The 24,309-nt window shown below is 72.6% G+C and carries 17 protein-coding genes and 1 pseudogene; 13 read left to right on the top strand and 5 right to left on the bottom strand.

The annotated features are described in order from the left end of the window. Positions 1 to 68: 68 nt before the first annotated feature. Positions 69 to 1,691, bottom strand: coding sequence for a DUF5691 domain-containing protein (locus ACFVXA_RS04310; RefSeq protein WP_390023761.1), 1,623 nt, complete (start codon positions 1,689 to 1,691; stop codon positions 69 to 71). Between the two features lie 51 nt (positions 1,692 to 1,742). Further along, positions 1,743 to 3,098 carry an SWIM zinc finger domain-containing protein gene (locus ACFVXA_RS04315; RefSeq protein WP_390023763.1) on the bottom strand — a complete coding sequence of 452 codons (1,356 nt, stop codon included), beginning with the start codon at positions 3,096 to 3,098 and terminating at the stop codon, positions 1,743 to 1,745. A 133-nt stretch (positions 3,099 to 3,231) separates the two neighbouring features. Between ACFVXA_RS04315 and ACFVXA_RS04320 the strand changes: the two genes are divergently transcribed. The 7 genes from ACFVXA_RS04320 to sucD all read left to right on the top strand — a co-directional run bounded on the left by ACFVXA_RS04320 (position 3,232) and on the right by sucD (position 14,026). Next, the gene (locus ACFVXA_RS04320; RefSeq protein WP_389463268.1) at positions 3,232 to 4,398 is read left to right on the top strand and encodes an AAA family ATPase; all 1,167 of its coding nucleotides are present in this window, start codon (positions 3,232 to 3,234) and stop codon (positions 4,396 to 4,398) included. Next, positions 4,395 to 7,034, top strand: a complete 2,640-nt coding sequence (locus ACFVXA_RS04325; protein WP_390023765.1) for a DUF5682 family protein — start codon at positions 4,395 to 4,397, stop codon at positions 7,032 to 7,034. The genes ACFVXA_RS04320 and ACFVXA_RS04325 overlap by 4 nt, the downstream gene beginning before the upstream one ends. Further along, on the top strand, positions 7,031 to 8,263 hold the full coding sequence (locus tag ACFVXA_RS04330; RefSeq protein WP_384399189.1) for a VWA domain-containing protein: 1,233 nt from the start codon (positions 7,031 to 7,033) through the stop codon (positions 8,261 to 8,263). Before ACFVXA_RS04325 ends, ACFVXA_RS04330 begins: the two co-directional genes overlap by 4 nt. Positions 8,264 to 8,391: 128 nt before the next feature. Next, on the top strand, positions 8,392 to 9,516 hold the full coding sequence (locus ACFVXA_RS04335; protein ID WP_390023767.1) for a hypothetical protein: 1,125 nt from the start codon (positions 8,392 to 8,394) through the stop codon (positions 9,514 to 9,516). Positions 9,517 to 9,655: 139 nt separating this feature from the next. Next, the gene (locus ACFVXA_RS04340; RefSeq protein WP_390023769.1) at positions 9,656 to 11,317 is read left to right on the top strand and encodes a hypothetical protein; all 1,662 of its coding nucleotides are present in this window, start codon (positions 9,656 to 9,658) and stop codon (positions 11,315 to 11,317) included. A 624-nt stretch (positions 11,318 to 11,941) separates the two neighbouring features. Further along, complete coding sequence (gene sucC, locus ACFVXA_RS04345; RefSeq protein ID WP_390023771.1) at positions 11,942 to 13,120, top strand: ADP-forming succinate--CoA ligase subunit beta; 1,179 nt, start codon at positions 11,942 to 11,944, stop codon at positions 13,118 to 13,120. A 21-nt stretch (positions 13,121 to 13,141) separates the two neighbouring features. Further along, positions 13,142 to 14,026, top strand: a complete 885-nt coding sequence (gene sucD, locus ACFVXA_RS04350) for a succinate--CoA ligase subunit alpha (RefSeq protein WP_164370410.1) — start codon at positions 13,142 to 13,144, stop codon at positions 14,024 to 14,026. 272 nt (positions 14,027 to 14,298) lie between these two features. Here the strand turns inward: sucD and ACFVXA_RS04355 are convergent, their stop codons facing one another. Beyond that, the gene (locus ACFVXA_RS04355; RefSeq protein WP_383735826.1) at positions 14,299 to 15,444 is read right to left on the bottom strand and encodes a sigma factor-like helix-turn-helix DNA-binding protein; all 1,146 of its coding nucleotides are present in this window, start codon (positions 15,442 to 15,444) and stop codon (positions 14,299 to 14,301) included. Positions 15,445 to 15,569: 125 nt separating this feature from the next. Between ACFVXA_RS04355 and ACFVXA_RS04360 the strand changes: the two genes are divergently transcribed. Then, positions 15,570 to 17,342, top strand: a complete 1,773-nt coding sequence (locus tag ACFVXA_RS04360) for a DUF6350 family protein (RefSeq protein WP_390023839.1) — start codon at positions 15,570 to 15,572, stop codon at positions 17,340 to 17,342. A 204-nt stretch (positions 17,343 to 17,546) separates the two neighbouring features. On the opposite strand, the gene ACFVXA_RS04365 is transcribed toward ACFVXA_RS04360, so the two are convergent. Continuing rightward, positions 17,547 to 18,386, bottom strand: a complete 840-nt coding sequence (locus tag ACFVXA_RS04365) for a hypothetical protein (protein ID WP_389463271.1) — start codon at positions 18,384 to 18,386, stop codon at positions 17,547 to 17,549. 315 nt (positions 18,387 to 18,701) lie between these two features. Between ACFVXA_RS04365 and purN the strand changes: the two genes are divergently transcribed. Both purN and purH read left to right on the top strand, forming a co-directional pair. Further along, positions 18,702 to 19,322 (top strand): phosphoribosylglycinamide formyltransferase, encoded by a 621-nt coding sequence (gene purN, locus ACFVXA_RS04370; protein ID WP_362021794.1) that lies wholly within the window; start codon positions 18,702 to 18,704, stop codon positions 19,320 to 19,322. Then, complete coding sequence (gene purH / locus ACFVXA_RS04375; protein WP_362021791.1) at positions 19,319 to 20,896, top strand: bifunctional phosphoribosylaminoimidazolecarboxamide formyltransferase/IMP cyclohydrolase; 1,578 nt, start codon at positions 19,319 to 19,321, stop codon at positions 20,894 to 20,896. Before purN ends, purH begins: the two co-directional genes overlap by 4 nt. A 315-nt stretch (positions 20,897 to 21,211) precedes the next feature. Here purH and ACFVXA_RS04380 read toward each other — a convergent pair whose 3' ends face one another. Continuing rightward, complete coding sequence (locus ACFVXA_RS04380) at positions 21,212 to 21,865, bottom strand: hypothetical protein (protein ID WP_362021789.1); 654 nt, start codon at positions 21,863 to 21,865, stop codon at positions 21,212 to 21,214. Between the two features lie 286 nt (positions 21,866 to 22,151). Here ACFVXA_RS04380 and ACFVXA_RS04385 point away from each other — a divergent pair, with 286 nt between their 5' ends. The 3 genes and pseudogenes from ACFVXA_RS04385 to ACFVXA_RS04395 all read left to right on the top strand — a co-directional run. Beyond that, positions 22,152 to 23,006 (top strand): bifunctional methylenetetrahydrofolate dehydrogenase/methenyltetrahydrofolate cyclohydrolase, encoded by an 855-nt coding sequence (locus tag ACFVXA_RS04385; RefSeq protein WP_362021786.1) that lies wholly within the window; start codon positions 22,152 to 22,154, stop codon positions 23,004 to 23,006. Between the two features lie 187 nt (positions 23,007 to 23,193). Then, on the top strand, positions 23,194 to 23,724 hold the full coding sequence (locus ACFVXA_RS04390) for a DUF3017 domain-containing protein (protein ID WP_389937454.1): 531 nt from the start codon (positions 23,194 to 23,196) through the stop codon (positions 23,722 to 23,724). 80 nt (positions 23,725 to 23,804) lie between these two features. Then, positions 23,805 to 23,900 (top strand): annotated as a pseudogene (locus ACFVXA_RS04395) (DNA-binding response regulator); the annotation flags it as partial. Positions 23,901 to 24,309 lie beyond the last annotated feature (409 nt).

Here is a 24,309-nt window from a genome sequence, read left to right on the forward strand (position 1 = left end):
CCCCTGCTCGAACGAAGCCGAGAGCTTCGGGGAGGGTTCGCGGAGGGTAGGGGCGGCGGGGGAAACTCCTACGACTCCCCGAACTCCGAGGCCATCGCCGCGCGCAGACGCAACGTGGTGACCAGGCGCTGGAAGGCCTCGGCCCAGTAGCCGCCGGCCCCCGGCGCCGCGTCCTCCGACTCGTCGGGCACGGATGTCAGCCCATCCAATCGCCCGGCCTCCGCCGGATCGAGGCACCGCTCGGCCAACCCCATCACCCCACTGAAGCTCCACGGGTAACTCCCGGCGTCCCGAGCGATGTTGAGCGCGTCGACCACGGCCCGCCCCAAAGGGCCCGCCCAGGGCACCGCACACACCCCGAGCAGCTGAAACGCCTCGGACAACCCGTGCGTCCCGATGAACCCCGCCACCCACTCGGCCCGCTCCCCGGCGCTCAAGGTGGCGAGCAGCTTGGACCGCTCGGCCAGTGACACCGCCCCCGGCCCCCCGGCCTCGGGCGCGGAGGGCGGCCCGAGGAGCGCCCGGGACCACCCGGGATCGCGCTGCCGCACCGCCGCCCGGCACCACGCCGCATGCAGCTCGCCCCGCCAGTCGTCCGCCACCGGTAGCCCGACCACCTCCTCCGGCGTACGCCCCCCGAGCCGCTCCGGCCAGGTCCCCAGCGGAGCCGCCTCGACCAACTGGCCGAGCCACCAGGACCGTTCACCCCGCCCCGCCGGAGCCTTCGGCACCACACCGTCCCGCTCCATGCCGCCGTCGCACTCGTGCGGGGCCTCGACCACGATCGTGGGCGTGTCCCGCGTACGGTCGACGGCCACACACGAACCGGCCCGCGCCGCCATCCGCGCCGCGAGCGCGGAAGCGGGCAGTGCGGACAGCAGCTCCGCCGCCGTCGCCCGTACGTTGCGGCTCCGGTCGGCCAGTGCCCGCTCCAGGAACGGCTCGTCCGCCGCGCACAGCCCCGACCGCAGCGAGTCGAGAAACATCAGCCGGTCCTCGGCCCGCTCCGTCGGCCAGGTGGAGGCCAGCAACTCGCGTGCCGCGTCCGGATCCTTGGCCCGTATCGCCGACAGCAGCGCGACCCGCTCGGCGAACAACCCCTCCTGCCACAGCTGCTGTACGCGCTCGGCATCCTCCGGACCAGGCAGCGCGGAGCCACCGCCCGGCGAGGAGCGCAGCGCGAACCGCCACTCCTGGTTCAGCCGCGCCAGCCAGAGCGCCCGTGGCCCCGCGAAGGCCAGCGCCGCGGCCCGCAGATCCGTACGCCCGCGGGCCGCGTCGAGGAGCGCGGGCAGGGACTCCGGGGGCGCGGCGAATCCGCGCGCGTTCGCCAGGGTGAGCCACTGGGGCAGCAGCTCCATGAGGTCCGGGGCCGTCCCCCTGCGGCCCCCGCCTCCCGTGCCGGGCCGGTCCGCCAGCAGCATCGCCAGCCTGCGAGCCGCGGCCGGCGGCAGGGCGGCCCGGGGGTCTCGCGCCGCCGGCTCCGGCGGGGTCGCCGCCCGTGCCGGCCGGACTCCGGCCCGCCGCCGCAGCGTCTCCACGGCGGCCGCGTCCAGCAGTGCCACCGGTGCCTCTCGCCCCGGCGCCCACCCCGGAGGCGTACGCCGCTCGGTGCCGAGCATCGCCACGGTGACGAGTTCCTCCCAGGAGCCCCCCGCGGGCGCGCTTGCGGAGGCCGAGGTCATGTTCATGGGCGTCCTTTCCGTACGGAGGAGGTGGTCATGGGGTGGTGGCCGGCCTGCTCAGCACAGCGGCACCGCGTGCCCCGTGCCCACCGGCCAGGCCGTCAGGGGGGTGAAGCCGCGGTGGCCGCACTCGCCGAAGACCGTGACGGGGGCGCCGCCGGAGAGGGCGACGAGCCGCCACAGGTCGGGGCGGGACCGGGCGGAGGATGTCAGGGGCAGAGCGAAGTCGCCTTCGGCGTCGGCGAGTTGCCAGGAGTCGCCGTCCGGGACGGGGACGACCCTCTCCAGGGTGACCGGGCAGGAGTCCAGCCAGGGGTCGGCCCGCAGGGCCTCGCCGTAGCGGGCGGCCGCCTGGGGTGTGGTCAGTCCTGGTGGCCGTATCTCGGTGGGAGCGGGAGGCGCGAACCGCTCGCCCAGCGCGGCCCGCAGCTGTCCCGCGCCCGGGTACGAGGACACCTCCGCCTCGACGGCCAGGCCCACCGGCAAAGCAAGCTCCGGTGCGCGGCCGGCCGCTCCGTAGGAGAGGAGCAGGGCCGTGCGGCCGGACTCCGCGCCGTACAGCCAGATCCTGCGCGTGGTGAGGCGGGCGTCCGACGTGTCGTACTGGGCGAGGACCAGCCAGCGGTCGCGCGTCGGCGGGCCGTCCGCCGAGCCGGAGAGACCGACCCGTGTACGGACCGTCGCGGCCAGGCCGTCCGGCAGCCGCTCGCGGCGCAGCCAGCCCTGGACGAGGAGGTGGAGCAGCGCGCACTCCTCAAGCAGCCGCACCGGCCAGCCCGCACCGGACGACGGGATCGCCCCCAATTCCCTTACGCGCGCGGCCAGACCGGGGGCCTGCGCGTCGACCATCCGGGCCGCCGTCTCCTCCCACAGCCCGTACCCCGCCTGCTCGGCCGAGGCGAGGCCGCCGCGCAGCAGGTCCGCCAGCCGCTGCTCCAGCTCGAGCGCACCCGCGGTGATCCGCTCGGCCCGCCGCTCCGCCCTGCGCCGAGCCGCCGCCGGATCCCCCGAGGGCGCCGCTCCAGATGCCTCGCCCACCGCTTTCTTCTCCTGCGCGCGCTGCTTTCTCCCCTCTATCCACTGCTCCGCCCAGTCCGGCGCCCGCCCCCGCGGCACCGTGCCGTCCGCGCCCGCCCAGAGCAGGAACAGCCCCAGCGCGTGCTTGCACGGGAACTTCCGGCTCGGACAACTGCACTGGTAAGCGGGCCCGGTGGAGTCCGCGATGTCGATGACCGTCCGATACGGCTTGCCGCCGCTTCCCCTGCACAGCCCCCATACCGTCCCCTCCTCGGAACTGCCTGCCTCCGACCACGGCCCGGCCGCGCCCAGTTCACTCCCCGCCTTGCGTGACGTGGCGTCAGGGGCCAGTGCCAGCACCTGATCCGCTGTCCAGCGCACCGCCTGCTGAGTCATGCCATCGAAGGTAGATCCCGCCACTGACAACCGGCCCTCGTGGGGGCGTTTGCGCAGGTCAGAGCGCATTGTCAGTGGCGTGGTGCACGGTGGAACCAGATCCGAACCGGCCGAGCTGGAGGGGGACCGAGCCATGACCGTGTCCGTTGAACCGACGTCCGTGCCCATGCCCGCGGGAGAGCCCGCGGGGCAGGGGGCGGGGGCGACTGCCCACACGCCGGCCGAGGTGCTGCGGCCGCACGCCGAAGACGCCTTCGCCGCCGAACTCGCCGCGCTCGCCGCGCAGGACGACCGGCCCCGCCCGGCTCGCTGGCGGCTGTCGCCGTGGGCGGTGGCGACCTATCTGCTGGGCGGCACCCTCCCGGACGGCACAGTGATCACACCCAAGTACGTGGGACCGCGACGCATCGTCGAGGTCGCCGTCACCACGCTCGCCACCGACCGCGCACTGCTCCTGCTCGGTGTGCCCGGCACCGCGAAGACCTGGGTGTCCGAGCACCTGGCCGCGGCCGTCAGCGGCGACTCCACGCTGCTCGTGCAGGGCACGGCCGGGACGCCGGAGGAGGCCATCAGGTACGGCTGGAACTACGCGCAGTTGCTCGCGCACGGACCCAGCCGCGACGCGCTCGTGCCGAGTCCCGTCATGCGGGCCATGGCCGAGGGCATGACCGCCCGCGTCGAGGAGCTGACCCGCATCCCGGCCGACGTACAGGACACGCTGATCACGATCCTGTCGGAAAAGACCTTGCCGATACCGGAGTTGGGGCAAGAGGTGCAGGCCGTCCGCGGCTTCAACCTGATCGCCACGGCCAACGACCGCGACCGCGGGGTCAACGAACTGTCGAGCGCGCTCCGCCGCCGCTTCAACACCGTGGTGCTGCCCCTGCCGGAGACCGCCGACGCCGAGGTCGACATCGTCTCGCGCCGCGTCGACCAGCTCGGCCGCTCCCTCGACCTGCCCGCAGTGCCCGACGGCATCGACGAGATCCGGCGCGTCGTCACCGTCTTCCGCGAGCTGCGCGACGGAATCACGGCCGACGGGCGTACGAAGCTGAAGTCGCCCAGCGGCACACTGTCCACCGCCGAGGCGATCTCCGTCGTCACGGGCGGCCTGGCCCTGGCCGCCCACTTCGGCGACGGTGTGCTGCGGGCGAGCGATGTCGCGGCCGGCATCCTCGGCGCCGTCGTCCGTGATCCGGTGGCCGACCGCGTCATCTGGCAGGAGTACCTGGAGGCGGTCGTCCGCGAGCGGGACGGCTGGAAGGACTTCTACCGGGCCTGCCGGGAGGTGAGCGTATGACGGACTTCACCGGCGGGCCGTGGCTGCTGGGGGTGCGGCATCACGGCCCCGGCTCGGCGCGGGCCGTGCGGGCCGCGCTGGAGGCGGCGGCTCCCTGGATCGTGCTGATCGAGGGTCCTCCGGAGGCGGACGCGCTCATCCCGCTCGCCGCCGACAAGGAGATGCGGCCCCCGGTCGCCCTCCTCGCCCATGTCGTGGACGAGCCCGGCCGCTCCGCCTTCTGGCCGCTGGCCGAGTTCTCACCGGAGTGGGTGGCGATCCGCTGGGCCCTCGACCGCGATGTCCCGGCCCGCTTCATCGACCTTCCGGCGACCCACACGCTGGCGTGGGGGAGGGAGGACTCTCCTCCGCAGGACTTCCCTCCGCAGGACCTCCCTTCGCAGGACCTTCCCTCGGAAGGCTCCTCGGAGGACAAGGAGGAGACGTGGCCCCCGGTCGAGTCCGCCGTGCGGATCGACCCCCTCGCCGTACTCGCCGAGACGGCCGGTTACGACGATCCCGAGCGCTGGTGGGAGGACGTGGTCGAGCACCGCGGCGGGGCGGCGAGCGATCCGTTCGCGCCGTTCGCCGTGCTGGAGGAGGCGATGGGGGCGCTGCGGGAGGCGTACGGGGTCGGCGGGCACGACCGGGACCTGGTGCGGGAGGCGCACATGCGACTCCAGGTGCGGGCGGCGCAGCGGGAGTTCGGGGACGAGGTGGCCGTGGTGTGCGGGGCCTGGCACGTTCCCGCGCTGCGGCAGAAGACCACGGCCGGAGCCGACCGGGCGCTGCTCAAGGGGCTGCCCAAGGCCAAGGCCGCCATGACGTGGGTGCCGTGGACACACCGCCGGCTGTCCCGGGTCAGTGGGTACGGCGCGGGCATCGACTCACCCGGTTGGTACGGGCATCTGTTCAGCGCCCCCGATCGCCCGATCGAGCGGTGGATGACCAAGGTGGCCCGGCTGCTGCGCGACGAGGACCGGAGTGTGTCGTCCGCGCACGTCATCGAGGCGGTGCGGCTGGCCGACACGCTCGCCGCGATGCGCGGCCGCCCACTGCCGGGACTGACCGAGACCACCGACGCGGTACGGGCCGTGATGTGCGAGGGCTCGGACGTGCCGCTGGCGCTCGTGCGGGAGCGGCTCGTGGTGGGCGAGGTGCTGGGGGAGGTGCCGGAGTCCGCTCCCGCGGTGCCGTTGCAGCGGGACCTCGCGCGGCACCAGCGGCGGCTGCGGCTCAAACCGGAGGCGCTGGAGCGGGAGTTGGAGCTCGATCTGCGCAAGGAGACCGACGCCGGGCGCAGCAGGCTCCTGCACCGGCTGCGGCTCCTCGGCGTCGAGTGGGGCGGGCCCACAGAGTCGCGCGGCAGCACGGGTACCTTCCGCGAGACCTGGCGGCTGCGCTGGGAGCCGGAGCTGTCGGTGCGTGTCGCCGAGGCCGGCGTCTGGGGCACCACGGTGCACAGCGCCGCGACGGCCAAGGCCGAGGCGGATGCCGTCGCCGCGCCGGCGCTGGCGGAGATCACGGCACTCGCCGAGCGCTGCCTGCTCGCCGAACTGCCGGACGCGTTGCCCGTGGTGATGCGGGTCCTCGCCGACCGGGCCGCCCTCGACGCGGACGTCGGCCACCTCGCCCAGGCCCTGCCCGCCCTGGTCCGCTCCCTGCGCTACGGCGATGTGCGCGGCACGGACACCCACGCCCTCACCGATGTCGCGGCGGGCCTCGCCGAGCGGATCTTCGTCGGCCTCCCACCGGCCTGCGCGTCCCTCGACACCGAGGCCGCCGAGGAGATGCGACGCCATGTGGACGCGGTGCACGGGGCGGTGGGGTTGCTGGGGGAGGCGGGCGCGGCGTCATGCGGGGGCGGACAGCCGTCCGGCGGCGTACGGAAATCCGGCGACGTACCGGCATCCGCAGACAGGCACGCATCTGCAGACAAGCATGCGTCCGCAGACGAGCATGCATCTGCAGACAGGCAGGCGTCCGGCGCCGTGGAGGCGTCCACCGACATGGAGGCGTCCACCGACGCGGAGGCGTCCGGTCGCACGCGGGCACCCACCGACTCGGAGGCGTCCGGTGGCACGCGGGCAACAGCCGACACGCAGGCATCCGGGGGCATACGCGGTCGCTGGTACTCCGTGCTGCGGACGCTGGCCGGGCGCGACACCGTGCCGGGGGTGATCCGGGGGCGGGCCGTGCGACTCCTATTGGACGAGGGCGGGTTGGCGCAGGACGAGGCGGCGCGGCTCATGGGGCTCGTGCTCTCGCCGGGGACCGCACCCGGGGATGCCGCCGCGTGGATCGAGGGCTTCGTCGGAGGCGGCTCCGGGGGCGGGATGCTGCTCGTGCACGACGAGCGGCTGCTGGGCCTGGTGGACGCGTGGCTGACCGGAGTGCCGACGGAGGCGTTCACCGACGTGCTGCCGCTGCTGCGGCGGACGTTCTCGGCGTACGAGGCGGGGGTGCGCAGGACGCTCGGCGAACTGGTCCGGCGGGGACCGGGAGCGCCGCGCAGCGCCGCGGTCGCCACCTCAGGGATACCCGGGTTCGACCCGGACCTCGATCCTGACCGTGCGGACGCCGTACTGCCGGTGGTGAGCCTGCTGCTGGGGCTGGAGGGGTCGGACGACAACAACCTTGTGGAGGTGGCCCGATGACCGGACGGGGGAAGGCACCCGAGGCGACGCGTGCACCGGGCGCGAGTGGCGTACCCGGCACCCACGACTCGGCCGGTGCGAGCGGCGAGCGGCTGCGGCGCTGGCGGCTGGTGCTCGGCGGTGACGAGGCGGACGGGACCGGATGCGTACTGGCCGGGCGGGACGTCGCGATGGACGGCGCGCTCGGGGCGCTGTACGGGGAGGGCGGGAAGCGGGGCAGGGCGCAGCCGGGGCGGGACCGTTCGGCGGGGCTCGGGGCATCGGCGCCGTCGGTCGCGCGCTGGCTCGGGGACATACGGACGTACTTCCCGTCGTCCGTCGTCCAGGTCATGCAGCGGGACGCCATCGACCGGCTCGGGCTGGCGGCCCTCCTGCTGGAGCCCGAGATGCTGGAGGCGGTGGAGGCCGACGTGCATCTGGTGGGCACGCTCCTCTCCCTCAACAAGGCCATGCCGGAGACGACGAAGGAGACCGCGCGAGCCGTCGTGCGCAAGGTCGTCGAGGACCTGGAGAAGCGGCTCGCCACCCGCACGCGGGCCACGCTCAACGGCGCCCTCGACCGCAGCGCCCGACTCAGCCGCCCCCGCCATCACGACATCGACTGGAATCGCACGATCGCGGCGAACCTGAAGCACTACCTGCCCGAGCACCGCACGATCGTGCCCGAGCGGCTGATCGGATACGGCCGTGCCGCGCAGTCCGTGAAGAAGGAGGTCATCCTCTGCGTCGATCAGTCCGGGTCGATGGCGGCGTCGGTGGTCTACGCGTCCGTGTTCGGCGCCGTTCTCGCCTCGATGCGGTCCATCGCCACCCGGCTCGTCGTCTTCGACACGGCCGTCGTCGACCTCACCGATCAGCTCGACGACCCGGTCGACGTCCTCTTCGGCACCCAGCTCGGCGGCGGCACGGACATCAACAGGGCGCTCGCGTACTGCCAGTCGCGGATCACCCGGCCCGCGGACACGGTGGTCGTGCTCATCAGCGACCTCTACGAAGGAGGGATACGGAACGAGATGCTCAAGCGGGTCGCGGCGATGAAGGCGTCGGGGGTGCGGTTCGTGACGCTGCTCGCGCTGTCCGACGAGGGAGCGCCCGCATACGACCGTGAGCACGCGGCGGCGCTCGCGGCGCTGGACGCACCGGCGTTCGCGTGTACGCCCGACCTGTTTCCCGAGGTGATGGCGGCGGCGATCGAGAAGCGTCCGCTGCCGATACCGGACACCAGGTGAGGGGATCGGAGAATCCGGACATGAGTACCCATCAGTAACAGGGGACTTGCGCAACCTCGGGAGTCCCGTGCGAGGATCGACGCGGCCTCAGCGCCTTGACTGCCCTCGTACGGGAGGAACCTCCCCTCTTGCCCCTGCCAGCCGCACTGCCCGGTGCCGCTCTGCGCATGACGCGTACGACGGCCGGACGACGTGCGCTGCAAGTGGCGCTGCTGGTGGGCGCATTGTTCGCGCTCGGCTTCCTCTGCGGGGAGCAGGCGCATGCGGCCGAAGGGGCGAAGCCGCCGGTTCCGACGCACGTCGTGCTGGCGGTGAGCGGTTCGGGTTCGAGTTCGGGTTCGGGTTCGAGTTCGGTGGAGCGGGCGGTGGGGCGATCGTCGGCGCCGGGCACTCCGGCCCCGGAGTCCGACTCCGTCCCGTCGAGCACGGCCAAGCCCGCCTCCGGAACGGCCACGCACGCTTCAGGAACTGGCGCGCATGTCTCTGGGACGGTCAGGCACGCTTCAGGAACCGGCGCGCTCGTCTCTGGGACGGTCAGGCACGCTTCCGGAACCATCGCGCTCGTTCCCGGGACGGTCAGGCACGCTTCCGGAACCATCGCGCTCGTTCCCTGGGCGGTCACGCACGTCTCCGACGCCGGTCGCCGTGTTGTCCAGCCGCAGCCGGTCGGTGACCGAGTCGTCCGGCCGGCAGCCGGCAAGGGCGTACGGCCGATCGGCGATCTGGTGAAGATGGTCACCGATGGGCTGTCTGGAGCCCCGCGGCAGGGACTGTCGTCCCTGCCGGGAGTCCCCGACGTGCCGGGCCTGCCGGGTCTGCCTGGCCTGCCCACGCTCCCCGGGGTGGGCGCGCGGACTCCGCCGGTCGCGGCGTTGCCGCACCCGGCGAGCGGGGTGGCGGAGCCGCTGAGCATCGCGATCGAGCGCGACGCCGGGCGGCTGTCGGACCCGCACGCGACTACGGCGTACGGTCCGAGCCTCCTCGGCGCGGACACGGGTGTCGGCGGCGCGAGCCGGGCCCGTGACGGGGCAGGGGCGGGACGGTCTTCCGTGCCCCAGGCGCCCCCTGGTGACCCGGTCGGTGCGCCGGCCGATCAGTCGGCGGTCGACAACGGCACGCCGCGGCACGGCGATCCGTATGCCGTCACTTCGCATCACCGGGCGCCGCTGCGGCTCGTGCCCGGCGCGTCCGCGGTCGTGACCGCGGACGAGACCCCGGACAGGTTCCGGGACATTCCCGTTTTCCCCGGCTAGGGCAGCCCTTCCCCCGCTGTACGACCTGCCGCGCGGGGGCGGAACAGGTCTGCCCGCCGTCCGGACCCCCCTCCGATCGCCGGACGGCAGCCCCCGGAATGTCCCGAACTCTCGGAATCCCGAAGGATCTGACACACGCATGAACAAGAACATTCGCCGTTCCATCGTCATAGCCGCCGGCGTCACCGGCGCGTGGGCGCTCGGTTCCGCCGTCGCCAGCGCGGACGAGCTGCCGTCGTCGTCCGCGTCCGCTTCCGACGTGAGCCTCGATGTCTCCGTCTCGGCCTCGGACACGGTCGGCTCGGTCACCGACACCGTCGACGGCGCCGCCAAAAACGTGACGAGCGACGTGCGGAGCACGGTCGCCGGTGTCACCGAAGGTGTCACTGACCATGTCTCCAGTGGCCTCTCCAGTGGCGTCACCGGCGGTGTCACCGACGGCACGGCCGTCGACGGCGCGGCCTCGACCGTCACCGGCACCGCCGCCACGGCGCGGTCCACGGCCGGCTCCGTCACTTCCGCCTCCACCTCAACCGCCACCTCCGGCATCAAGAAGACCGTCACCGCCACGACGAGCGGAGCCGCCGACCAGGCCTGTCGATACGTCGACGCCGAGGTCCCCTCCGTCACCCACCTCGCGCAGACGAAGAACGCTGTCGCGCACCGGGCGACGGACAAGGCCGAGGAGACGGTCGCCGACGTCGGCGGCGCACCGCAGGACGAGATCGACTACCTCTTCGGTCCGCTCGGGGCCTTCGCCCCGGAGCTGGAGGAGGCCCTCGCCGGGGCGCAGAGCAAGCTCGCGGCCGCCCAGCGCGCCGCCGCCGCGGTGCCGTCCGCCGCGCGGACCACGGTCCAGCGGACGGTCACCACCGCGGGAACGACCGCGGGAAGGACCGCGGGCGGCATGGTCACCGGCACCCGTCAGACCGTCGCCGGAGTCCCCGCCCACGCCCAGGGCGCCGTGGGTACCGCCACCGGACTCGCGATCCCGGTCGCCGACGAGACCGCGGCCGCCGTCCTGCCGCCCGTCGCCGCGACCGCGGTCCAGGGCGGGACCCCGGTGGTGGATCACACCGTCGGTGAGGTGACGCCGGTGGCGTACGGCGCCGTCGGGGACGTCCACGCGCTCGCCGGCGGGGTCGTCGGCCAGATCGTCGACGACACCGCGGGCGCCGTCCTGCCGCCCGTCGCCGCGACCGCCGCGCACGGTGCCGTCCCGGTCGCCGGGCAGGCCGTCGGGGACGCGGGCGCGCTCGCGTACGGCGCGGTCGGCGATGTGCGGCCCTTCGCGGGCGGCGTTGTCGGCGACGCGGGGACGCTCGCGTACGGGGTCACGGGCCAGGTCGGCCCGTTCGCACAGGGTGTCGTCGCGGACGACGTGCGGCCCTTCGCCGGGGGCGCGGTCGGTGCCGTGCAGCCGGTCGTGGACCTGGCGCAGCCGGTCGTTGCGGGCGTCGAGAGCAGCGCCACCGGGCTGGCGTACGGCGTCGAGGGCAGCGCCACGGGGCTGGCGTACGGCGTCGAGGGCAGCGCCACGGGGTTGGCGTACGGCGTCGCGGGTGATGTGCGGCCGTTCGCCGACCACACCGTCGGGCAGGTCGACCCGTTCGCGGGCGGAGTCGTCGGCCAGGCCGGCGGCCTCCGGCAGGACCTGACCGGGACCGCCGAGGCGACCGGCGGGCCCCTCGCGGGCAACGCCGTCAGCGGCGCCCAGGGTGTCGCCGAGTCGATCACGCCGGGCTATGCGCAGCAGGTGCAGGACGCGCCGTACGTGCAGTACGGCACGTACAGCGTCTGACGGTCCTCCCTCGCGACGTGCGGCGTCTGACGGGCCACTTCCTGTACAGCGTGTGACGGGCCACCTCCCGTAGGGCGACCGACGGGCCACCTCCCGTAGGGCGACCGACGGGCCACCACCCGTACGGCGACCGACGCGCGACGCCGCACCCCCGCCGTACACGCACGCCGCACGCCCGCCGTACACGCCGCACTCCCGCCGTACGTCGGAAGAAACCGGCGAAGCCGATGTACGGCGTCCGACCGACTCCGCAGGGCGACGGCCCCGTACGGCCGAAAGCCGTCGGTCCGTGCGACCGGGACCCTGCGGCTGGGGCGGGTGGCCCCCCATTGGGGTGGGGGACCACCCGTCCTGAGCCTCTTGCGAGGGGCTGTCCAAGGGGCCTCACCAGGCAAACCCCAGCCTGGTGAGGCCCTGTCCCGGCCAGATCTGTGACAGGTATCACCGCTCAGGTGTGATCTGCGATTTAGGGACCCGCGTCCCTCGGCGATAACCTGCGAGACGGACATGCCGCGCGCTCGGACACCGTGTGCGCCACCCTTGTGACAGCGGACGTCACGTTGCCCTTCGCGGCACGCCCACGCAGACAACGAACCGCGAGATCACTGATAGGGACGGACGCGCGTGGACCTGTTCGAGTACCAGGCGAGGGACCTCTTCGCCAAGCACGGTGTACCGGTGCTGGCCGGTGAAGTCATCGACACGCCTGAGGCAGCCCGCGAGGCGACCGAGCGTCTTGGCGGCAAGTCCGTCGTCAAGGCCCAGGTGAAGGTCGGTGGCCGTGGCAAGGCCGGTGGCGTGAAGCTCGCCGCCACCCCGGACGAGGCCGTCGCCCGCGCGACGGACATCCTCGGCATGGACATCAAGGGCCACACGGTCCACAAGGTGATGATCGCCGAGACCGCGCCCGAGATCGTCGAGGAGTACTACGTCTCGTACCTCCTCGACCGCACCAACCGCACCTTCCTCGCCATGGCGTCCGTCCAGGGCGGCGTGGAGATCGAGGTCGTCGCGGAGGAGAACCCCGAGGCCCTCGCGAAGGTCCCGGTCGACGCCAACGAAGGCGTGAGCATCGAGAAGGCCCGCGAGATCGTCGCCCAGGCGAAGTTCCCGGCCGAGGTCGCCGAGCAGGTCGCCGAGATCCTGGTGACGCTGTGGGACACCTTCATCAAGGAGGACGCCCTCCTCGTCGAGGTCAACCCGCTCGCCAAGGTCGCCTCCGGCAAGGTCATCGCCCTCGACGGCAAGGTCTCGCTGGACGAGAACGCCGACTTCCGCCAGCCGGAGCACGAGGCGCTCGTCGACCACGCGGCGGCCAACCCGCTCGAGGCCGCCGCCAAGGAGAAGAACCTCAACTACGTCAAGCTCGACGGCGAGGTCGGCATCATCGGCAACGGCGCGGGTCTCGTCATGAGCACCCTCGACGTCGTCGCGTACGCCGGTGAGAACCACGGCGGCGTGAAGCCGGCCAACTTCCTCGACATCGGCGGTGGCGCCTCCGCCGCGGTCATGGCGAACGGCCTGGAGATCATCCTCGGCGACCCGGACGTCAAGTCCGTCTTCGTCAACGTCTTCGGTGGCATCACCGCCTGTGACGAGGTCGCCAACGGCATCGTCCAGGCGCTGCAGCTGCTCAAGGACAAGGGCGAGGAAGTCACCAAGCCGCTGGTCGTGCGTCTGGACGGCAACAACGCCGAGCTGGGCCGCAAGATCCTGTCGGACGCCAACCACCCGCTCGTGCAGCGCGTGGACACCATGGACGGCGCGGCCGACAAGGCCGCCGAGCTCGCGGCTGCGAAGTAAGGGACGAGGGAAACAACCGCCATGGCTATCTTCCTCAACAAGGACAGCAAGGTCATCGTCCAGGGCATGACCGGTGCCACGGGCATGAAGCACACCAAGCTCATGCTGGCCGACGGCACGAACATCGTCGGTGGCGTGAACCCGCGCAAGGCGGGCACGTCCGTCGACATCGACGGCACCGAGATCCCGGTCTTCGGCACGGTCGCCGAGGCGATCGAGAAGACGGGCGCCAACGTCTCCGTCCTCTTCGTGCCGCCGGCGTTCGCCAAGGCCGCCGTGGTCGAGGCGATCGACGCGGAGATCCCCCTCGCGGTCGTCATCACCGAGGGCATCGCCGTCCACGACTCCGCCGCCTTCTGGGCGTACGCGAAGGCGAAGGGCAACAAGACCCGCATCATCGGCCCGAACTGCCCCGGTCTCATCACCCCGGGCCAGTCGAACGCCGGCATCATCCCGGGCGACATCACGAAGCCGGGCCGCATCGGCCTGGTCTCGAAGTCCGGCACGCTGACGTACCAGATGATGTACGAACTCCGTGACATCGGCTTCTCGTCGGCCGTCGGCATCGGTGGCGACCCGGTCATCGGTACGACGCACATCGACGCGCTCGCCGCGTTCGAGGCCGACCCCGACACCGACCTGATCGTGATGATCGGTGAGATCGGCGGCGACGCCGAGGAGCGTGCCGCGGACTTCATCGCGAAGAACGTGACGAAGCCGGTCGTCGGTTACGTCGCCGGCTTCACCGCGCCCGAGGGCAAGACCATGGGCCACGCCGGCGCCATCGTCTCCGGCTCCTCCGGCACGGCCGCCGCGAAGAAGGAGGCCCTCGAGGCCGCCGGCGTCAAGGTCGGCAAGACGCCGACCGAGACGGCGAAGCTCGCGCGTGAGATTCTCGCGGGCTGAGCTTCTTCCTGAGTGAACGTCGGGTGGGCCCGTACCCCTTGCGGGGGTGCGGGCCCACCGGCGTTTCCTGGGACCTCGTCCGCGTGGAGCGACTGCCCACAGCGCTTCCGCACGGTGCGATTGCCCACAGCGCTTCCGCATGGAGCGATTGCCCACAGCGCTTTCGCATGGAGCGATTGCCCACAGTGCTTCCGCATGGAGCGATTGCCCACAGTGCTTCCGCATGGAGCGGCTGCCCACAGCGCTTTCGCACGGAGTGATCGCCCACAGCGCTAACGACTCTCTGGCACCAGTCGTCCCGGGCCGTTCACCGTCTCCGACTTGAGTTTGGCCTGGAGCTGTTGCTCTGCCTGGGACAGCGGGCCCATGGCGGGTCGGGGGGGTAGACCCTGGACTGTTTCGCCGCGGGACAGCGGGGCCTCGTAGTGGTCGGGGGCCGTTCGGAGGGTCAGTGAGGTGGCGCCGATGAGGAGGGCCGTGAAGGCGATGGCGGCGCGGGTCCAGTGGCGGGCGCGGCGTTCGCCGCTCCAGCGGACCGTGGGGGGCTGGGGCGCCCGCAGCCGCTCCGTGCTCGCGACCTCGGCGAGCCGCCGGTGCAGTTGCTCCGGTACCGCCAGCTCCGGCAGGCGCGCCGCGACGGCCTCGCGTGCGCGCAGCAGCCGGTTGGCCGCCGCGGGCGTGCTCGCCTCCGTCTCGGCCGCGGTCTCCGGCAGGTCGAGCCCGACCCCGTCGTACAGCATCAGCGTGCGCCGGTACACGGGCGGCAGCTTCAGGAGTACGTCGAGCAGCGCGCGGTCGGCGGGGTCGGCGGGCGGCGCCTCCGGGTGCCGGTGTCGCAGGCGCATCCGGTGCCAGGGGGAGAGCGCGTACTCGTAGGCCGTCGCCCGCACCCACCCGGCGGGATCCCGGTCGAGGGCCACCTCGGGCCAGCGGTGCCAGGCCAGTTGGAAGGCGCGCTCCACGGATTCGCGCGCCAGTTCGCGTCGCCCGGTGAGCAGATAGGTCTGCCGTACGAGGGTCGGGGAGCAGAACGCGTAGAGGGCGTCGAAGGCCTGATCGGGCGTCAGCGCGGCGGGCCGAGGTGGGGATGCGGGCGCGGGTTGCGCGTGCGAGGGTTCTGTGTCGGCGGGCGGCTTCTCCTTGTCGGGGAGTGGCACGCCGGTGCCCACCGGTGCGGGAGCGATGCGTTCCTGACGTACGGTCACCTCGGCGTCGCTGGGCGCCTGCTCGGTCAGCAGTTTTACGTACGCGTCCCGTAGGTTGCCGCGCGGCGTCGTACGGCCGGTCTCCCACGCGCGCACCGTCTTGCGGGTGACGCCCACCCGGGCGGCGACGTCGGCCTGAGTCAGCGACTTGGCCTCACGCAGACGGCGGCGCTCCTCGGGGGCCGGCAGCGGGGCAGGAGGGCTCTGCGTCATGTCGCACCCCACTGGGTGACGTTTCGTACGAAAAAGTGCATAGCTGCATATTGAGCGACACAGCCGAGGTTCGCCTGTTACGACGGGAAAGCGCGTGTCGTTGGGAGCATGGCGGTGTGACCCAAATGACCGACCGCAGGCTGTCGTTGTCGTCCTTGCTCACCCGGATGCGCGCCCCGTCCCCCGGACTGGCCGCCAGCCTCCTGAGTGGCGCCCTCGCGGCGGGGCTCGGGCTCGGCTCGTTCGCCGTCCTCGTCATGGTGCTGTGGATCAGCTCGCCCTACCCGGACAGCGGACCGGGCGGAGCGCTGCATGTCGCCGCCGCGTTGTGGCTGCTCGCGCACGGCGTGGAGCTGATCCGCACCGATACGTTGTCCGGCCTGCCCATGCCGGTGGGGGTGACACCGCTGCTGCTGCTCATGCTGCCGGTGTGGCTGTTGCACCGGGCGGGGCGCGACGCGGCCGACGCCGACTCGGAGGCAGCGCCGCGTACGGCGTGGGCCGGAGCCGTCGCCGGCTATCTGACCGTCGGCATGGCCGCCGCGCTGTACGCCTCGGGCGGCGCGTTGCGTCCCTCCTGGGTGTGGACCGTCGTCTGCCTGCCGCTGCTCGCCACGGTGGCGACGGGGGTGGGGGTCTGGACGGCGTACGGGCATCCGCAAGGGCCGATGCCGGCGTGGGGGCGACGGGTTGTCGCCGCGGCCGTGCCGCCGCGTCTGACCTCGGCCGTACGTCGTCTCGCCACCCGCGACGGGATCGACGGGATCGGCGGGATGCGCGGGATCGGCGGCGGCGACGGTGGCCGGGGTGACGAGCGGTTTCCCGGGGCCGTGGTGCGGGCCGCCGGTGCCGGGGTGGCGGCGCTGGTGGGAGGTGGGGCGCTGCTGGTGGCGGCGTCGCTGGTGTGGCACGGGGGGACGGCCCGTGACTCCTTCTCGCAGCTCACCGAGGGGTGGTCGGGGCGGTTCGCGGTGCTGCTGCTCTGTCTGGTGCTGGTGCCGAACGCGGCGGTGTGGGGGGCGGCGTACGGGCTCGGTCCCGGGATCGTCCTGGGCGCCGGGCATGTGGCGGGGCCGCTCTCCGGGGCTGTGGCAGGGCCGATGCTGCCCGCGTTTCCGCTGCTGGCGGCGGTGCCCGGGGGCGGAGGGCCGTTGAGCTGGTCGAGCGGGGTGGTGCCGGTGGTTGCGGGGGTGACGGTGGCGTGGTTCGTGGTGCGGGCGGCGGTGCCGGGGGGTGGGGATGGTGGGCCGGGTGAGGTCTGGTCCGGGCGGCGGACGGTGGCCGCGGTCGGGCTTGCCGCGGGAGTGTGCGGGGCCGTGTTCGCGCTGCTGGCCGCGCTGGCCGGGGGGCCGTTGGGGGTGGCGGCGCTGGCTCACTTCGGGCCGGTGTGGTGGCAGGTGGGGGCGGCGGTGGTGGCGTGGACCTGGGTGGTGGGGGTTCCGGTGGCCGTGGGGGTGCGGGGGTGGCGGGTTCGGGAGGGGCGGGGGGCTTCGGTAGGGGTTGGGGTGGCGCTTCGGGGGGCGGTGGGTCCGTGGTTGTCGCGGTCGCGGTCGCGCGAGGGTGTGGGGGAGGTTCCGGCGGGGCCGGTGGAGGGTGCTCCGCGGGAGCCTGCGGTTCGGGAGGCTGCGGTGCGGGGGTCCCTGGAACGGGGGGCCTTGGGACGGGGGTCCCTGGAGCGGGAGTCCCTGCTTGAGGATCCTGGGCCGTACGACTTTCTGCCCACCGATCCCGTGGACGTCCCGTGGCCTGAGGACGCCTCTCGCGAGATCCGGTGGGCGGCGCTGAGGGAGGCGTCCGCTCCCTCGGAGTCGAGTGGCCCTTCGGAGTCGAGCGGCTCCCCGGAGCCGGGTGGCTCGCCGGAGCGGGGTGGCTCTCCGGAGCCGACCGATCCGACGTGAGGTGCGTCGGGGGTGGAGTTTTCGCCCCCTCCGCCCCTACCCGTCCCTTGTTACTGGGGGCTGCCGCCCCCAGACCCCCGCTTCGGCCTGAACGGCCTCGTCCTCAAGCGCCGGACGGGCTGGAAGCCAGACCCCCGCATCGGCCTGAACGGCCTCGTCCTCAAGCGCCGGACGGGCTGAAAATCAGCGGCCCCCCACCGGGCCTCAGCCGCGGGTGCCCAGTACGCCTCGCAGTTCCTTCGGGAGCAGGTCGTTGCAGGACTGCTTCGCGGCGTTGGTGAGGGCGTCGGTCGTGCAGGAGTAGTAGTCGCTGTAGACGAACTGGGCGGTGAAGCCGGCGGCCACCATGACGATGGCCAGCGATGCGGTGACGAGCCCGCTCACCGCCGCCGTCTTCTGCGGCCGCGCGGTCGGATCGGGTGCCGGGGTGTCCGGATCCGGGGTGCGGGGCTTGGCCCGCAGGGCGCTGCCGCCCCAGTACAGGGCGAGCGCACCGAGCAGCAGCGCCACGTACGGCCAGCTGAAGAGGGCGAAGAAGAACGCCCACATACCGGAGAGCAGGGCGTAGCGCGCACGCCGCTGGGCCGGGTCCGTCGGGTCCCAGCGCATACCCGTACCCGGACCGCTGCCTGGCCCGTCCGGGCCGCTCTGGCCGCCCTGCCCTTGCGGAGCCCCGGGGCGGTCACCGAAACGGCCGCCGGTCGAGGGCCCGGGCTGCCGGTCGCTCCATTGGCTGCCCCACGGGGACGGGCCGCTTCCGCCCTCGCCGGACCCGCCGTTCCCGTTCCCGTTCTCGTCCGCGCCCTGTCCGTTCGCGGGGCGCCTCGGCTGCCAGGGGCGGTCGGGCGTCCCCTCGGGTGGCGGCGCGAAGGGATTGTCGTCCGAGTCCGCCGATCCCGGACCTGAGGGAGGCGTGTCGGGACCACGTCCGCCGGAGGAACCGTTCCCGTCTGCCGGTGCGTCCCCGCTCGACCGTGGCGGCGTAGGCGAAGGGCGCTGCTCGCGCAGCAGGAGCGGAGGGAGTCGGAGACTGCGGTCCGGCATCAGGTGTGCGTCTTCCCCTTGGTGGTTCTGGCGGGCTCATGCCCCGAGCGTCATATCCCCGGGCTCGCACCCGAGCGTTGGTACCCGTCCCCAGGTCAACGTCCCGCGCACGCAGGGCGTTCCCCTCGTACTGGACGGCGGCCCCGGGTGGATCCTCCCCAGACGCTACCTTCCGGCCACGCCCCCGTCCCGTGGGGGCCGTCCGGTGTGCCGGTATCGTTGCTGACGGTCGGCCGCTTCGTAGACTTCCCCGTATCCGGGGGTGTGAAGCATTCGTACGACCGTACAAACGCTTCCCCGAGAAAGGGCCCCGCCGTGGCCAAGGCCAAGCGCCTCGTCGTGCTGGTCTCCGGATCAGGTACGAATCTGCAGGCACTGCTCGATGCCATCGCGGAGGCAGGGCCCGAGGCCTATGGAGCCGAGATCGTGGCCGTAGGGGCCGATCGCGACGGCATCGAGGGGCTCGCGCGCGCCGAGCGGGCCGCCATCCCCACCTTCGTCCGCCGGGTCAAGGACTACGGCAGCCGGGAGGAGTGGGACGCGGCGCTCACCGGTGCGACCGCCGGGTACGAGCCCGACCTCGTCGTCTCCGCCGGGTTCATGAAGATCGTGGGGAAGGAATTCCTGGCCCGGTTCGGGGGGCGGTTCGTCAACACGCATCCCGCCCTGCTGCCCAGTTTCCCGGGGGCCCACGGCGCGCGGGACGCGCTCGCGTACGGCGTCAAGGTCACCGGCTGCACCGTCCACTTCGTCGACGACGGTGTCGACACCGGACCGATCATCGCTCAGGGCGTGGTGGAGGTCCGGGACGAGGACGACGAGAGCGCTCTGCACGAGCGCATCAAGGAAGTCGAGCGAAGGCTGCTCGTCGATGTCGTGGGGCGGCTCGCCCGCAACGGCTATCGCATTGAGGGACGAAAGGTAGTTATCCAGTGACCGCCACCGCCAACGCCGAGAGCAACAAGCGGGCCATTCGACGCGCGCTCGTCAGCGTGTACGACAAGACCGGCCTCGAAGAGCTGGCGCGCGGGCTGCACGAGGCAGGTGTCGAGCTCGTCTCCACCGGGTCCACCGCAGCGAAGATCGCCGCCGCCGGGGTCCCCGTCACCAAGGTCGAGGAGCTGACCGGCTTCCCCGAGTGCCTGGACGGCCGGGTCAAGACCCTGCACCCGAAGGTCCACGCGGGCATCCTCGCCGACCTGCGTCTGGAGAGCCACCGGGAGCAGCTCGCCGAGCTCGGTGTCGAGCCGTTCGACCTCGTCGTCGTCAACCTCTACCCGTTCCGCGAGACCGTCGCCTCGGGCGCGACGCCCGACGAGTGCGTCGAGCAGATCGACATCGGCGGCCCTTCGATGGTCCGGGCCGCGGCCAAGAACCACCCGTCCGTCGCCGTCGTCACCAGCCCGGCGCGGTACGCCGATGTCCTCGGCGCGGTCAAGGACGGCGGCTTCGACCTCGCCACCCGTAAGCGGCTGGCCGCGGAGGCCTTCCGGCACACCGCCGAGTACGACATCGCGGTCGCGAGCTGGTTCGCCAGCTCCTACGCGCCTGTCGACGACTCGCCGTTCCCCGACTTCCTGGGCGCCACGCTGGAGCGCAAGAGCACCCTGCGCTACGGCGAGAACCCGCACCAGCCCGCCGCGCTCTACGTCGACGGCACGGGTGTCGGTCTCGCCGAGGCCGAGCAGCTGCACGGCAAGGAGATGTCGTACAACAACTACACGGACACGGACGCCGCCCGCCGTGCCGCGTACGACCACGACGAGACCTGTGTCGCGATCATCAAGCATGCCAACCCGTGCGGTATCGCGGTCGGTTCGGACGTCGCCGAGGCGCACCGCAAGGCGCACGCGTGTGACCCGCTGTCGGCGTTCGGTGGCGTGATCGCGGTCAACCGCCCGGTGTCGAAGGAGATGGCGGAGCAGGTCGCCGAGATCTTCACCGAGGTCATCGTCGCGCCGGACTACGAGGACGGGGCCCTCGAAGCTCTCGCCAAGAAGAAGAATATCCGGGTCCTGAAGGCCCCGGCCGCGCCCTCCCACCCCGCGGAGGTCAAGCCCATCGACGGCGGCGCGCTGCTCCAGGTCACCGACCGTCTCCAGGCCGACGGCGACAACCCGGCGAACTGGACCCTCGCGACCGGCGAGGCGCTGAGCGAGGGCGAGCTCGACGAGCTGGCCTTCGCGTGGCGCGCCTGCCGCGCGGTGAAGTCCAACGCGATCCTGCTCGCCAAGGGCGGCGCGTCGGTCGGCGTCGGAATGGGCCAGGTCAACCGGGTCGACTCCGCGAAGCTCGCGGTCGAGCGGGCGGGCGCCGAGCGGGCCCGCGACTCCTATGCCGCCTCGGACGCGTTCTTCCCGTTCCCCGACGGCCTGGAGATCCTCGCCGAGGCGGGCGTCAAGGCCGTGGTCCAGCCGGGTGGTTCGGTCCGTGACGAGCTGGTCGTGGAGGCCGCGAAGAAGGCGGGCATCACGATGTACTTCACGGGGACGCGCCACTTCTTCCACTGACGCGCCCCTCTTACCCCGGGGCACCCGCACTCCTTTTTGCCCCGGGGTACCCGCGCTCCTTTCTCGTCCCGGGGCACCCGCGCCCCTTCTCGCCCCGGGGCAATCTCGGAAGTTTCCGGGGCAATGCTGGACAGACGTACCAGGGCCGTGTCCCCCCTCGTTCAGGGTGGGACACGGCTTTTGGTGTGCAGAGCGTGAACTGCGCGGTGGCGTCCGGCTGTTCGGTGCCGCCTGGTTGTGCGGTTCTGCGATGCTGCGGAGTTGTGCGGTGCTGCGGGTGTGCCCTGCTGCGGGTGGCAGCTGCCGCGAGGCTGCTCAGTAACGCGGGCGCGCGAACCAGGCCGTGCCGCTGGACACCACCGGCGCCGCCGTGATGACGGCGGCGAAGACGACCCAGATCAGCGGGAAGATGACCGCGGAGGCCATTCCGGAGTCGAGGCCGACGAAGAGCAGGATCAGACCGACGATCCCGCCGAGCGCACCGTAGATGACCGTGGTGATACGGATGCCCTGGCCGCCCTTGCCGAACTTCACGCCGAGCGTGATCGACAGGGCCGCGAGGCCCGCCGCGAGCAGGCCGATGACCACGAGGACGCCCGAGGCGATGCCGGCACCGTCACTGAACGAGCTGAACGGGTCGTCGGACGACGAGCTGTAGCTGTCCGCCGCGTTGGACACGTCGTTGGCGATGGCGGCGACGTAGAACCAGCCCAGAGCCGCCAGGATCTGCACCGCGGAGATGATGAACAGGAAGACGCGGGCCGTGACCAGCAGGCCCGGCATCGACTGCGGGAGCATCTGGTTGCCGCCGGGGTAGCCGGGGTACGCCGGCTGCTGCGGATAGCCGTAGCCCTGCGGGGGTACGCCGGGCGGGGCCTGCGGGTAGCCATAGCCGGGCGCGGCCTGCGGAGCGGCGGGGGGCTGCTGGGGCGGCTGCCCGTAAGGGTTGTTCGGGTCGCCGAAACTCATGGCGGGTTTTCCTCCGTTGCCTGGGCGGGGACGACGCGGCACGGTTCGGAGGAATTTCTACAGAGCGGTCCGTCCCCCCGGTACTGCCCGCGGCACTGTGTGCTCATCGTTCTTTAGCCGACTCTTACTTGTCCAGCCGGATGCCCTATGTGTTGTGCAAGTGCAACATCGCCGATCATGGCCGGATACGACTGGAACGCGCGTCGAAGGGCGGCCGAAGCCTGGTGGGTGGGCCCTCGGGCGCCCGGATTGGAACCAGGGCCGGGTCATCCGGGAGTATGGGGTCATGACCGCCCAGATTCTCGATGGCAAGGCCACCGCAGCCGCGATCAAGTCCGATCTGACCGCCCGCGTGGCGGCCCTGAAGGAGAAGGGCGTCACGCCCGGCCTCGGGACGATCCTGGTCGGGGACGATCCCGGCAGCCAGAAGTACGTCGCGGGCAAGCACCGCGACTGCGCGCAGGTCGGCATCGCCTCCATCCAGCGTGAGCTGCCCGCGACCGCCACGCAGGAGGAGATCGAGGCGGTGGTCCGCGAGCTGAACGAGGACCCCGCCTGCACCGGCTACATCGTCCAACTGCCGCTCCCCAAGGGCATCGACGAGAACCGCATCCTGGAGCTGATGGACCCGGACAAGGACGCGGACGGCCTGCACCCGATGAACCTCGGGCGGCTCGTGCTGAACGAGCCCGCGCCGCTGCCCTGCACCCCCAACGGCGTCCTCACCCTGCTGCGCCGCTACGGCGTGGAGATCAAGGGTGCCGAGGTCGTGGTCGTCGGCCGTGGCGTGACCATCGGGCGCCCGATGCCGCTGCTGCTGACGCGACGCAGCGAGAACGCGACGGTGACGCAGTGCCACACCGGCACCCGTGACCTCTCCTCGCATCTCAAGCGCGCCGACATCATCGTCGCCGCCGCGGGCTCCGCGCACCTCATCCGGGCCGAGGACGTGAAGCCGGGCGCCGCCGTCCTCGACGTCGGTGTCTCGCGCAGCGCCGAGGGCAAGATCGTCGGCGACGTCCACCCGGACGTCGCGGAGGTGGCCGCCTGGATCTCCCCGAACCCGGGCGGCGTCGGCCCGATGACCCGCGCCCAGCTGCTGGTCAACGTGGTGGAAGCGGCGGAGCGCAGTGTCGACTGACGGCGGGGCCAAGGACGGCGGGGCCGGGCGTGACGCGCGGCGCGTGCGGACCGCCGGCGCCGAGGCGGGCGTGCGGGGTGCCGAGGCGGGCGTACGGGGCTCCGAGGCGGCCGTACGAGATGCGGAGACGGCCGTGCGGGACGCCGAGAACGCCGCTGGTCACGCCGATGACGACGCTGGGTGCGCCATGAACGTCGCTGGGCATGCCGAGAACGACGCTGAGCACGCCGGGGACGACGCCGAGTACGCCGGGGACGACGCCGAGCACGCCGGGGACGAGCTGACCGTCACCGACCCCGTCAGCGCCCCCGACGCCGAGGGGAGGCCGCGGCGGACCACGCGGCGCTTCCCGCTGTTCACGCGGGACACCGCGCGGCCCGAGGGCGGCGGACGGGCGGCGGCCTCGGACGCCCCGGCGCCCGCCCGTCAGTGGCCGATCCTCGCCGTGCTGTCGGCCGTCGGGCTCGGGCTGCTGCTGACCGCGCTCGACGTGTTCCGGTTCGGGACGATTCTCATCGGCGTCGCGCTCCTCGCGGGCGCCGTGATGCGCTGGACGCTGCCGAGCGTGGGCATGCTCGCGGTCCGCTCCCGCTTCACGGACATGCTCACGTACGGCGTGCTCGGCGTGGCCATCGTGCTGCTCGCGCTGATGGCGCAGCCGAACCCGTGGCTGGAGATCCCGTTCCTGGACGACACACTGCACTTCACGGTGCGCTGAGCAGCCGCGCGTACGACGATGGCCCGCGCCTCCCCTGGGGGACGCGGGCCACCGTGCTTCTCGGGTGGTCGCTCAGCAGTTACCTCAACCGCACCATGAGCAAACTCGGTCTGGACAGCAGGGCGCAGGCGGTGGTGGTCGCGTACGAGACGGGGTTGGTCACACCGGGCGGCTGAGCGCGGGGCGGCCTCGTGCCGCGCGGCGAGGGCGGGGGCCTGGTCCGGGTCCGGGGGCGGGCGCATGGTCCGGTCCGGGGGGCTTGATCGCGGCCCATCCTCTCCCCCGAGTCAGGACGGGCCGCGATCGGGCGGTTGGCCGCCCGGGGACCACACTTGTGCACGGGAACAGGCTGTTCAACACCTGGCAGTTCGCTGTGGCACGGAAGTGACCATTCCGCTACGGGGTCCGTGCCGTGGGCCGGGAACCGTTCGCCGCGCGGCGCCGCCGACGCTCGTGGAACCGTCCGCCGCCCGGTGCCGTCCCTCGCTCAGGGGACGCCGAGGGAGGTCAGCGATGAGTACCCGAGCCAGTGCCCGCGCTCGTGCCAGTGCCCGTCCCGGTGCCGGTGCGAGTGCGAGTGCGACC

It is taken from the genome of Streptomyces sp. NPDC058246 (assembly GCF_042881985.1).
Lineage (GTDB): Bacteria > Actinomycetota > Actinomycetes > Streptomycetales > Streptomycetaceae > Streptomyces.